This is a genomic window from Trichocoleus sp. DQ-U1 (assembly GCF_039961925.1).
Lineage (GTDB): Bacteria > Cyanobacteriota > Cyanobacteriia > Cyanobacteriales > FACHB-T130 > FACHB-T130.
The window spans coordinates 1-10761 of sequence record NZ_JAMPKB010000123.1 but is presented as its reverse complement, the minus strand read 5'-3'; the positions used below and the strand labels follow the sequence as shown (position 1 = coordinate 10761).

Below are 10761 nucleotides of genomic sequence, written 5' to 3'. Positions count from 1 at the left end.
TTCTCGATTAGTCCGCAAAACCCTGTCGTTTTCAAAGTCATTAGAGAATCACCTTGGCGCAATTTGGTACTTCATCCATCATTACAATGCATCATTACTTCTTTAGCACTACCGCATTTTTAAGGCAATTCAACGAGCAGCGATCGCTGCTCGTTGAAACCTCAGAAGAAGAACGCCAAGCGGTGATGTCAGTTTACCAAAACCGTCGTAATATCATCGTTGACGGATTGCAATCTTTAGGATGGCCCATTGAGTCTCCCAAAGCAACCCTCTCTATTTGGGTACCTGTTCCCAAAGGTTATACTTCAACGGAATTTGTCACCCTGTTACTGGAGAAATGCGGTCCGATCGTGCCCCCTGGAAACGGGTCTGGTGCTGCTAGGGAAGGCTTTTTTCGGATTGCCCTCACCGTGGCAGATGAACGGATGCACGAAGCGATTCAACGCATCAGAAAAGCTGAAATTCGCTACGAAGCCTGAAAATCACTCTGATTGGCTTGCCAAACTTGGCGGACAAACCAACTGAGTTGCCGATGGGCCTCAGAGGCGTCCGCTGTCGCATCTGGGGCGTCCAGTTGCATTAACAGGGGAATCACCTCGGTATCCAGTGCTGGTCGAAACAACGTTACAGGCCATACTAAATCGGCACCCTGACGCAAATCGTACAGCGTTGGTAACACGTTGGCATTATCGTCTGAAACGATAGTAAGCATCAAAGGACGCACCCAGCATATCTGCCGTGAATCGACAACTTGTATCACGTCAGCGTACAGACGAGTATTTTCATGGTCTAAACAAACAATCTGACAAGGCTGAAAGTTAGGGGCGGAACCGCTTGAGGCTTGCTTCACAATCAAGAATGGCTAGTGCGAGTTGCTTCTTTATTGTACGAAGTTGGTTGGGTGGTCTCAGAAGCACCGGCGATTATAAATCGCGGCTATACAAACGAAACCCGCCGTCGCGGGTTAAGAGGGCGATCGCTTTGACTTTAGTTCGGTTGATTTACCTCTGAAGGTGATGAGAAAGCCGAACCGTTATACAAGCAAGCATTGGAAATGCGGAAACGCCTGGATGGAGAGAAGCATCCTGATGTAGCTAAAACCCTCAACCACCTAGCTTAGCTCTGCGAATTTCAAGAGCGATATGATGAGGCTGACACCTTTTACAACCAATCCTTAGAGATTTTTGAGGGATGCTTAGGGACAGAGCATCCAAGAACTATTAAGGTGAGTGAAAAGCTGGAACGTTGCCACGCCCAAGCAGATGAGCGATCGCTTCAAAATCCCATAGAAACAACTGAGGATTAAATCAGCCGTTATGGAAGAACTATTAGACCTTAAAGAATTGCTACTAAAGGGTGACATCCAAGGATCGTTAGCGATTGTAGAAGAACTCGAAGAAATGAGCCGAAACGATATAGTTAAGACGATTCGTAGTTATGCAGTGATTCTGCTACTGCATCTAATTAAACAGCAAGCTGAAAGTCGCACAACTCGTTCTTGGGAAGTCTCGATTCGCAATTCTGTTCGAGAAATTCAGAGGGAAAATAAGCGTCGTAAAGCAGGAGGTCACTACCTAGCGCCAGAAGAGTTGGTTGAAACCCTAGAAGAAGCCTACTTGAATGCTATTGATGAGGCTTCCCTAGAGGTAGAAGAAGGACGTTATGAGCCAGAAGAATTAGAACAACTCATTAATAAAAAAGAGATTCTAAATTGTGCCTTGGCTTTAATCTTACCGCCAGCGTAAAGTCGTCTGGAAGTCAGAATGATACTAAAAATTTTATAAAAAAGATTGAGTGCGATCGCACTCTTCCCTATTCCCTCTTTTCTTTGCGTCCTTTGCGTCCTTTGCGTTTTTGCGGTTCGTAAATCGAATTAGAAAATTCTAAGCCTGCCGCAGGGCATCGATAATTTGGATGTTCGCTTTGGGAAAGGGAAACTGATCGATTTCGTCCAGTGTCACCCAGCGGATTTCATCGGATTCGATCGGTTGGGGAATGCCTGTGAGGTGGCGACAGTGATGGACGTTGAGGGTGACGCGGAAGTGGGTATAGGTGTGATCAATGGTGATGAGATGTTTGCCCACTTCAATTTCAATGCCCAATTCCTCCTGAATTTCTCTTTTAATGCATTCCTCGACGGTTTCACCAGGCTCTAATTTGCCGCCAGGGAATTCCCAAAGACCGCCCAGAAGACCGTTCTGGGGTCTGCGATCGATGAGAATTTCTTTCTGCTCGTTCCAGATAACGGCAACGCCGATGTTTTTGTGGGGGATGGGGGAAGAGGTTTCGCGCATGGGTAAAGTTGACTGAATATTCAAATTGTATGCGCGACAGTGGGACATCCAGGGACATCTGTTGCAGGCTGGGTTGTGGGGAGTGCAGATAGTGGCTCCCAAATCCATCAGCGCCTGATTAAAATCTCTGGGCTGTTCGGGGTCGAGGAGGCTCTCTGAGAGCTGCCAGAGCGGTTTTGTTGCTTTTGTTGGTGGCACTGGTAAGGCTACCAGCCGCGCTAAAACCCGCTTGACGTTGCCATCTAGAATCGCCACGGGTTGATTGAAGGCGGCGCTGAGGATGCCCCCGGCGGTGGTGAGTCCAATCCCGGATAAAGCTAAAACGTCTGATAGGTGGGTGGGAAAAATTCCGTTGTGACGCTGGATAATTTCTTGAGATGCCTTGTGCAGGTTACGGGCACGGGCGTAGTAACCGAGTCCCTGCCAAGCTTTGAGGACTTGCTGCAAGTCAGCAGCGGCGAGGGTTTCAATTGTGGGAAATTGGGCTAACCACCGCTGGTAGTAAGGAATAACTGTTTTTACCTGGGTCTGCTGGAGCATGATTTCCGATACCCAGATGGCGTAGGGGTCGGGGTGGTGACGCCAGGGGAGGTCTCGACCGTTTTGGGAGTACCAGGCTAGAAGCGATCGCCTAAACTCCAAAATAGCAGAACTCGGCAGACTGACTTCCCAGTCTGCCGAGCCGCTTTGTTGCTGCAATTGCAGTACAATCATCGGAACTGGCGCTGATGCCGCTCAATTTGCCTATTCAGCATCAGATACATTGACTTCAGTAGCACCTGTCAAGGCATTTTCAAAGGTCATTCTTTGCTCGGCGTTCCGCAAGAAATAGCCGCTAATCATCGCCGAAGCCAGCATACGCCCTAAGTTTTCACGATTGGTGGTGATCGTTACACCAAAATGTTCTGGTGGTAGGTGCCCCAACAGCCCAACAATATTGCGTTCCATCACCTGAAATACTTCCTGAGACGCGGGTTTGGAAAGCTGAGTAATCGTCTCTGGACTCATGGATTGGACGTATTGCCAAAGCAAGTTGCCGTCTTCCGACTCACCTTCAAAGAACTCTGAGACTCGATTTGACGGGTTGTTCACTTGGTTTCTCCGTACTTTCTAGAGGCAGCTACTCTCAGATCCTTGTACCAGGGTAGATCGCTGCTCAATACTTGTTCTATCACTCGACTCGGAAACTAGCTCCGAGAGGTGTAAATCCTTCTAATACCCTTAATTTAGCAGGCTCCTTGCGGGGTCACAGTGGGCAGAACCGAACTTTAAACGGCGGATTCTTTTACCTTTATTAAGTGCTGAGAAAGTTCATACTCAAAACTTAAAACTGGCTACTCAGTCTTCAGTCCTCAGCCCTAACTCCTCAGCCCTGACTCCTCAGCCCTGACTCCTCAGTCCTCAGCCCTCAGTCCTCAGTCCTAACTCCTCAGTCCTGACTCCTCAATTAGCTAGCCGCAATGTATTCCCGCATATCGGCTTTGCGCTTGCGAAGCTTGGAGAGGGCTTCCCGTTCGATTTGCCGTACTCGTTCCCGACTGATGTTGAGAAGTTCGCCAATTTTTGCCAGCGTCATGGCTTGTCCATCGGCTAAACCAAACCGCAGCGCTAATACCTCGCGTTGTTGAGGCGTTAAGTCTGACATTAGTTTTTCTAAGTCAACTTGGAGGGAAGATTGAGTCGCGAAGTCTTCTGGGGAAGGGCCGGTGTCTTCCAGTAGTTCTACCAGTTCTGTATCCTGATTATCTCCGACACGCAGATCCAAAGAAAGGGGTTGACGCGCCCGCTCTAGGTACTCCCGAACTTGCTTGGGGGTCAATTCTAGTTCGGCGGCGAGTTCGCCGACTGTAGCAGCTCGTCCCAAGTTTTGAGCAAGTTGGCGCTGAGCTTTCTTAATTTTGTTGAGTTTTTCGGTGATGTGAATGGGGAGGCGAATGGTGCGTCCTTTTTCTGCGATCGCGCGAGTAATCGCCTGCCGAATCCACCAATAAGCATAAGTGGAAAATCGGTAGCCTTTGGTGGGATCAAATTTTTCGACGCCCCGTTGCATTCCCATTGTGCCTTCCTGGATCAAGTCCAAGAGGTCTACGTTACGTTTGATGTACTTTTTGGCAACCGAAACGACGAGCCGCAAGTTGGCTTCGACCATCTTGCGCTTGGCGATTTCACCCACTGCGATCGCCTGCTGTAACTCTTTCTCTGACAACCCAGTTGAAGAAGCCCACGCCTCGTCGGTTGGCTCGTGTCCTAACTGCAACAAGAGTGAATTTTTTACTTCCTGCAAGGTGGCTAAGCGCTGTACTTGTTTTCCATAAAGGATTTCCTGCTCGTGAGTAAGCAGGGGAACGCGCCCAATTTCTCGCAAGTAAGCACGGACGGTATCTGTAGAGGTCTGAGCAGTTTTCATAGCGCTGAGTCTTGAATCAGAGCGATAATTTAAAGCGATCGCAATTGTAAACTATTGTAACCTTTCTGAAAGGAGCTGTGTCTATCCCAAGAGGGGGGTTCCCGTGCCGTTTCCTTCAACATCAGCTAGTAAAAGGGTACCCACGAATCCATCGGATAATTGCATCTTGAGAAACAAAATGAGAAAAATCTTGCAGATGCTTACTGACACTCAGCGACATTGATAGGTGGGGGTAGGACGATGCTCGCGGCACCTTGGTCTCCAGGAAAAAGTATTACGAAGCGTTAGCAACTCCAATTGAGCAATTGCTCTCATCAGTGAGGGACGCGATCGCGGTATTACATTATTGCACCAGGTCTGAGAGCGAAAAGCCGAAAAATAGGGATTTTCTTAAGCAAAAGGATGACTTTCTGGGCGCAAAGTGCCAGAAAACCTGGTAATCGCAGTTTGAGGAGAATCCGGTCTGTCTATTCCCCTTGGAAAACTTGGGAGAAACGACTGAGATTGATTTTGCAGAGTATATTAAATTGGCAGCTTGCTCAAGAGGCTGCGATCGCCATCGCTTTCTACCATTTTGGATTTTAGATTATAGAAGACGAGCTAGCGATAGCGAAGCGCTGACTTGTCAGTTCGCGTCTGGAGCCAGCTGCCACTTCCAACAATTGATTGGCGGCGACCTTTAGGTGAAATCGTATCCGGCTTGCTCTTTGCTCATTATCCCCTAAACCCATGACCCAAACCGTCTGGATTGCAAGACACGCCAACCGCCTCGACTTCGTGAACCCCGACTGGTTCTTAACCGCCGAACGTCCCTACGATCCACCCCTGTCTGAGGACGGCGTGGAACAAGCCAAACAACTCGCGCAGCGCCTGAAGGGAGAAAAGATTGCCCATATTTTTGCTTCGCCCTTCCTGCGAACGGTACAAACGGCGCACCAAGTTGCACAAGTGCTGAATTTACCAATTAAACTTGAGTCTGGCTTAAGCGAATGGTTAAATCCTCACTGGATGCCAGCGATGCCAGAAAGATTGTCAATAGAAGCATTACACGAGCAATTTCCCCAAATTGACCTGAGTTACACTTCTCGCGTAATCGCGAATTATCCCGAAACTGGGGAAGAAGTAATGGAACGCTCTGGGGAAGTCGCAAGACGCCTTGCATCTGAGTTTTCCGAAGATATCTTATTGGTGGGTCACGGTGCATCAGTGCTGGGTGCAACTCTCGGTATCCGGGGGGGTACAGCCGAAACTGAAGTAAACGCCGCGCTGTGTTGTTTGGTTAAGCTGGTGCGCGATGGTGAAGAATGGGTGATGGAACTCAATGGAGATGTTTCTCACTTGAGTCAAACTGAAAAAGTCATCCGGTTTAATTAAGGTCATGGGATTGTTATTAGCAGGGGATATCGGGGGTACTAAGACGATTCTGCGCTTGGTAGAAGCGTCTGATTCTGGGGAATTATTGCAGACTCTGTATGAGGAGATTTTCCCCAGTGGCAATTTTCCCGATTTGGTGCCAATGGTGCGGCAGTTTTTGACGGCAGCGGCTGGACAACTCGGCGAGACACCGAAACCGGAAAAAGCTTGTTTTGCGATCGCGGGTCCTGTTGTCAACAACACCTCTATCCTGACCAATCTATCTTGGTCGCTTGATAGCAAACGGCTGGAGCAACAATTGGGAATCGCTGCGGTTGGTTTAATCAACGATTTCGCTGCCGTTGGCTATGGTGTCTTGGGTTTAACTGGATCAGACTTGTACACTTTGCAAGCTGGCAAGCATCAGGAAGACGCCCCGATTGGCGTGATTGGTGCGGGTACCGGCTTAGGACAAGGGTTTTTAATCCGCTTAGCATCCAACGCCCATAAAGTGTTCCCCTCGGAAGGCGGACACGCTGACTTTGCACCTCGCTCGGAGTTAGAATTTCAGCTGTTGAAATATCTGCTCGATAAGCACAATATTCAGCGAATTTCAGTCGAGCGAGTGGTTTCCGGTCTAGGCATCGTCTCAATTTACCAGTTCCTAAGAGATCGGAAAATTGCTGAGGAATCGTCAGAAATTGGGCAGATGATTAGAAACTGGGAACAAGAGATCGGGCAGAAAGACAAGACGATCGATCCCGCTGCGATTATTGGTAAAGCTGCTTTGGAAAAGAGCGATCGCTTGTGCGAACAAACGATGCAAATCTTCGTGGAAGCTTACGGTGCCGAAGCCGGGAATCTTGCCATCAAACTATTACCTTATGGCGGTCTTTACGTTGCTGGTGGCATCGCCGCCAAAATTCTGCCGTTGATTCAAGAAGGCAGTTTCCTCCATGCCTTTCTGAACAAAGGTCGCGTGAGTCCGTTACTCGAAAGAATGCCGGTGCATATTGTGCTAAATCCGCGAGTGGGACTGATTGGAGCCGCCGTCTGTGCTGCTAGATTGTAGCCAGTGTCAATAATGGGAAACGCTTTCGGATTGCCAAGCGGGGATACTTTGGCGTCTTGACAAATTTGCTGTACCGAAAGCGTTTAAATTACTTAAAAATCAAATCTAGCCGCTGCTGGGCGTTTTTGAGTGCTTCCTGGGGCGAACTTTTGCCGAGTAAGACAGATTCCAGCGCTCTGCCGACATTTTCGGAAACCCGATTATAACCCGTGAAGATAGGACGCGATCGCCCATACTTTGCCTGCTCTAAAAACACTTTCACCGCCGGTTGTTCGGCGACAAAGGCTTGATATTTGGCACTTTGCCGCGCCTTCAGATTTACGGGTAGGTAGCCGGTACCGAGTGCCCATTCGGTCTGAAATTCCTCTCCCGCAACATATTCAGCAAACGTCCATGCCGCTTTTTCTCGGTCTGGGGTTGTTTTTAAAATAAACAGATTCTCGCCCCCCGTCGCCGTAGCTTGTTCTTTTTGCGCTGGGATAGGGAAAACGCCAAAATCAATGCCAGTGGCTTTCAGTTGCCCCAGCGTCCAAGGGCCAGTCAGTTGCATTGCGACCTTTCCGGCAAGGAAGTTATCGGTTTCATAGCCTCGTTCTGGTAGAGACAAAATGGTTGAGCCATCTTCAATTAAATTGCGCCAAAATTGAAGAGCAGCGATCGCGCCTTGATTGTTGGCTAAAGCGATCGCAGAAGCTTCTTGCCCTTGGGCATTTCCCAACTCACCGCCGCCACTCCACATAAATGGCAACCAAAGGAATACTGCAAATTCTCCCTTTCCTAAGGGCAAAAACATCCCGTGTTGGTCGATGCGCTTGTCGCCATTTGTATCACGGGTTAAAGTACGAGCAACTTGCCGCAATTCGTCCCAAGTTTTGGGCAACTCGGTGATTCCCGCTGCCTTAAACAAACTGGGACGATAAAAAACTCCGACATTATTCGTCCCAAACGGCACCGACCAAGTATGACCCGCGTACTGCATTGATTCAAACAACGCGGGGTCAATTTCGTCGCGGGCGGGGGATTGCGCCAGCCAATTTTCCATAGGCGCGATCGCATCCAATTCTACTAACTGACCCGTCAGCGTTGCGTTAAACCACAACAGATCCGGCGGCGCATTTCCCACTACCGCTGCCAAAATCTTCGGTAACTGCTGATCCGCTTGTCCCACATAAAGGGATTCCACCTGAATCTTCGGATGCGCCTGATTGAACTTGTCCACCAGCGACTGCAACACATCCCGATTCGGCGGCGGATTCACCCCTTGCCACAACGTCAGTCGGATGACATCCGCGGCTTCCGAACGCCCCGACTGTAGCTGACATCCTGCCAATCCTAACAGAACAATGCTTAATAGCAACCCCCGGCTCAAAAAACTCCACAGGTTTTGGAAAAAATTACTAGACCCGTTAAATCCAACTGACATAATTGAATGCCCAATTTTGAACCGAAACAGCTTTAAAATACTCACCATCAGCGACTAAAAGCCATCTTTTTGCTTAAAAACAATTGGTTTTTGCAAATATTTTTTACACTTATAATTTTCTTGCATAAGCTAAAACATCTGCTTTATTAACTTAAAGTAAAGCTTCAGCTATTGGCTACGCAGGGTATAGAAACAAGATTAAGAGGATGTCTGAGAAGTGTCAAAAGTTGATTTTATCCTCCCAGTCCCCCTTAAAAAGAAGGGATAAGTTTCTCAAAGGCCCCCAATTTATCGGGAGATTTAGGGGGATCTCTACCGTTTAAGCATCTCGATTATGACTTTTCAGACATCCTCCTAAGCGGATAGGCTTGGTATGAAGTACGGTTGATTTTTGTTTATCCTATGTTTGGACGATCGTATAAATAATTTCAGTCTATGGCTGGACATAGTAAGTGGGCAAATATTAAGCGTCAGAAGGCGAGAGTGGATGCAGTGAAGGGCAAAACCTTCACCCAGCTAGCTCGCGCGATTATTGTGGCAGCTCGCAGTGGTATACCAGACCCAGCAGGTAATTTTCAACTCCGCACGGCGATTGATAAGGCGAAGGCGGCTGGGATTCCGAATGAGAATATTGAACGAGCGATCGCAAAAGGTGCGGGGACTTGGGGAGCGGATGGCGCTCAGCTAGAAGAAATTCGCTACGAAGGTTATGGTTCCGGCGGCGTGGCGATTTTGGTGGAAGCGCTCACCGATAATCGCAATCGTACTGCCGCTGATTTGAGAGCGGCTTTTAGCAAAAATGGCGGTAATCTCGGTGAAACCGGCTGCGTCTCGTGGATGTTTGAGCAGAAAGGTGTCTGTATCCTGCAAGGAGTGGTTGACGAAGAGGAGCTATTGGAGTCGTCCCTGGAAGGGGGTGCTGAGTCCTACGAACTGACACAGGAGGAGGATACGGAGGGAGCCGACGTGTTTACCTCTGTGGCAAATTTGGAGAACCTAGAGCGAACCTTAAAGGAGAAAGGCTTTAAAGTCACCGAGGTGGAACTGCGCTGGATTCCTAACAATACGGTGGAAGTTGGCGATTCACAGCAGGCGCGATCGCTCCTCAAATTGATTGACACCCTAGAAGGACTCGATGATGTGCAAAACGTTACCGCTAACTTCGAGATGGCGGATGAGCTGATGTCTCTGAGTTTAGTGAATGGCTAATTGATGGGAATTCTGTTTTCCCTGCCTTAAGAGCGATCGCGTGTATCTACATCTGCCTTCAGGCGCGATCGCTATCTCTGTCTTAAGCGAGGTTAATCTCCGGTCGCCAGCTTATTAAATCTTAATATTGAGGCAAAACGAACTTGTTTCAGCGGCTCAGTTCCCTGAGCTGTCATTAAAGCAAAACAATCGGAGATTCATAAATGACATTTACTACCAACGACACCAGCAAACAAGCCTTACAAAAGTTTCAGGGCTTTGATGTAGATACTCAGCTTGCCATCCTGTGGTTCGGCTACCTCGACATCAAAGACCAACTGACACCAGCAAATGCCACTTCTGCCCAAGAAGAAGCTGCCGCCTTATACCATGCAATCCTGGCAATGCCCAAGGAAGAACAGCTACAGGCGCAACGCGACATCGCTTCACGAGCCGATACTGATATTAGCCGTGCCTATAAAGCTGTAAGTTCTAGCTCTAAGCTGGATGTGTGGCTCCGGTTAGCACAAGGCATGGACAAAGGTGAAATCATTACGGTGCCTTCTGACTATCAACTGCCCGAAGAAACCAACGATTTTGTTGCTCAAATCAAGCAACTGGACTTTGAAGAGCGGATTAATTTCACCCGCAGTGCTGTAATCGAAATGGGTGCTAAGTAGTCTGAAGTTGTGCCCTTTGAGAGTATGAAATCAGTCTTAAACATTGCACCGATTTTCAAAACACCTCTTCTAGAGACCGCTAATAAGAAAGAGGAAGCTTCTTCAGATGCCTAACCTTTAGCAAGCTTCCTCATTATGCATCCCCCATTAATTGCTTTGCAATTAGTGGGGTAATTTTTTATTCTACCAAACTGCATCCAGAGCATCGGTGTGTTGTCCTCTCCCTAACCCAACCTCAGTTCGGGATAAGCATTTGTAGACTCAGAAACCCTGAAGTAGGTTGAGGAGAGAAGTTGCAAGCCGAGAGAGGAGTTGGTGATTGTGGATAGAAATTGATGGAGAAG

Annotated in this window: 11 protein-coding genes and 3 pseudogenes; 9 read left to right on the top strand and 5 right to left on the bottom strand. The window is 48.3% G+C overall.

Annotated elements, in window-relative coordinates:
• Both NDI34_RS26480 and NDI34_RS26475 read left to right on the top strand, forming a co-directional pair.
• Positions 1-106 (top strand): annotated as a pseudogene (locus NDI34_RS26480) (IS1 family transposase); the annotation flags it as partial.
• Between the two features lie 9 nt (positions 107-115).
• Positions 116-479: pseudogene (locus NDI34_RS26475) on the top strand (aminotransferase class I/II-fold pyridoxal phosphate-dependent enzyme); the annotation flags it as partial.
• On the opposite strand, the gene NDI34_RS26470 reads toward NDI34_RS26475, so the two are convergent.
• Positions 467-850 carry a hypothetical protein gene (locus NDI34_RS26470; RefSeq protein WP_190412162.1) on the bottom strand — a complete coding sequence of 128 codons (384 nt, stop codon included), beginning with the start codon at positions 848-850 and terminating at the stop codon, positions 467-469. The pseudogene NDI34_RS26475 and the gene NDI34_RS26470 overlap by 13 nt on opposite strands.
• Between NDI34_RS26470 and NDI34_RS26465 the strand changes: the two genes are divergently transcribed.
• From NDI34_RS26465 to NDI34_RS26455, 3 genes and pseudogenes are all read left to right on the top strand, one after another.
• Positions 842-985, top strand: coding sequence for a hypothetical protein (locus NDI34_RS26465; RefSeq protein WP_190412163.1), 144 nt, complete (start codon positions 842-844; stop codon positions 983-985). The genes NDI34_RS26470 and NDI34_RS26465 overlap by 9 nt on opposite strands.
• A gap of 153 nt (positions 986-1138) precedes the next feature.
• Positions 1139-1306 (top strand): annotated as a pseudogene (locus NDI34_RS26460) (tetratricopeptide repeat protein); the annotation flags it as partial.
• Positions 1307-1316: 10 nt separating this feature from the next.
• Positions 1317-1745 carry a DUF29 family protein gene (locus tag NDI34_RS26455; RefSeq protein WP_190682853.1) on the top strand — a complete coding sequence of 143 codons (429 nt, stop codon included), beginning with the start codon at positions 1317-1319 and terminating at the stop codon, positions 1743-1745.
• A 138-nt stretch (positions 1746-1883) separates the two neighbouring features.
• On the opposite strand, the gene mutY is transcribed toward NDI34_RS26455, so the two are convergent.
• The 3 genes from mutY to NDI34_RS26440 form a co-directional block, all read right to left on the bottom strand.
• On the bottom strand, positions 1884-3008 hold the full coding sequence (mutY, locus tag NDI34_RS26450) for an A/G-specific adenine glycosylase (RefSeq protein ID WP_348234314.1): 1125 nt from the start codon (positions 3006-3008) through the stop codon (positions 1884-1886).
• Between the two features lie 30 nt (positions 3009-3038).
• Positions 3039-3386, bottom strand: coding sequence for a DUF760 domain-containing protein (locus NDI34_RS26445; RefSeq protein WP_348234313.1), 348 nt, complete (start codon positions 3384-3386; stop codon positions 3039-3041).
• Positions 3387-3741: 355 nt separating this feature from the next.
• Entirely contained in the window at positions 3742-4701 is a 960-nt protein-coding gene (locus NDI34_RS26440) for an RNA polymerase sigma factor, RpoD/SigA family (protein ID WP_190412167.1), read from the bottom strand.
• Between the two features lie 729 nt (positions 4702-5430).
• Between NDI34_RS26440 and NDI34_RS26435 the strand changes: the two genes are divergently transcribed.
• Positions 5431-6075: a histidine phosphatase family protein gene (locus NDI34_RS26435; protein WP_190524915.1), complete on the top strand. Its 645-nt coding sequence runs from the start codon at positions 5431-5433 to the stop codon at positions 6073-6075.
• A gap of 4 nt (positions 6076-6079) precedes the next feature.
• Positions 6080-7126, top strand: a complete 1047-nt coding sequence (locus NDI34_RS26430) for a glucokinase (protein ID WP_348234312.1) — start codon at positions 6080-6082, stop codon at positions 7124-7126.
• Positions 7127-7214: 88 nt separating this feature from the next.
• Here NDI34_RS26430 and NDI34_RS26425 read toward each other — a convergent pair whose 3' ends face one another.
• On the bottom strand, positions 7215-8549 hold the full coding sequence (locus NDI34_RS26425; RefSeq protein WP_348234311.1) for an ABC transporter substrate-binding protein: 1335 nt from the start codon (positions 8547-8549) through the stop codon (positions 7215-7217).
• A 435-nt stretch (positions 8550-8984) separates the two neighbouring features.
• Between NDI34_RS26425 and NDI34_RS26420 the strand changes: the two genes are divergently transcribed.
• Both NDI34_RS26420 and NDI34_RS26415 read left to right on the top strand, forming a co-directional pair.
• A complete protein-coding gene (locus NDI34_RS26420; RefSeq protein ID WP_190412171.1) occupies positions 8985-9758 on the top strand; it encodes a YebC/PmpR family DNA-binding transcriptional regulator in 774 nt (257 codons plus the stop codon).
• 203 nt (positions 9759-9961) lie between these two features.
• Positions 9962-10417 (top strand): orange carotenoid protein N-terminal domain-containing protein, encoded by a 456-nt coding sequence (locus tag NDI34_RS26415; protein WP_190412172.1) that lies wholly within the window; start codon positions 9962-9964, stop codon positions 10415-10417.
• Positions 10418-10761: the final 344 nt, after the last annotated feature.

Excerpts from the sequence above, each read along its gene's own strand:
- NDI34_RS26455 (WP_190682853.1), top strand. The coding sequence starts at position 1,317 with ATGGAAGAACTATTAGACCTTAAAGAATTGCTACTAAAGGGTGACATC.
- mutY (WP_348234314.1), bottom strand. The coding sequence starts at position 3,008 with ATGATTGTACTGCAATTGCAGCAACAAAGCGGCTCGGCAGACTGGGAA.
- NDI34_RS26440 (WP_190412167.1), bottom strand. The coding sequence starts at position 4,701 with ATGAAAACTGCTCAGACCTCTACAGATACCGTCCGTGCTTACTTGCGA.
- NDI34_RS26435 (WP_190524915.1), top strand. The coding sequence starts at position 5,431 with ATGACCCAAACCGTCTGGATTGCAAGACACGCCAACCGCCTCGACTTC.
- NDI34_RS26430 (WP_348234312.1), top strand. The coding sequence starts at position 6,080 with ATGGGATTGTTATTAGCAGGGGATATCGGGGGTACTAAGACGATTCTG.
- NDI34_RS26425 (WP_348234311.1), bottom strand. The coding sequence starts at position 8,549 with ATGTCAGTTGGATTTAACGGGTCTAGTAATTTTTTCCAAAACCTGTGG.
- NDI34_RS26420 (WP_190412171.1), top strand. The coding sequence starts at position 8,985 with ATGGCTGGACATAGTAAGTGGGCAAATATTAAGCGTCAGAAGGCGAGA.
- NDI34_RS26415 (WP_190412172.1), top strand. The coding sequence starts at position 9,962 with ATGACATTTACTACCAACGACACCAGCAAACAAGCCTTACAAAAGTTT.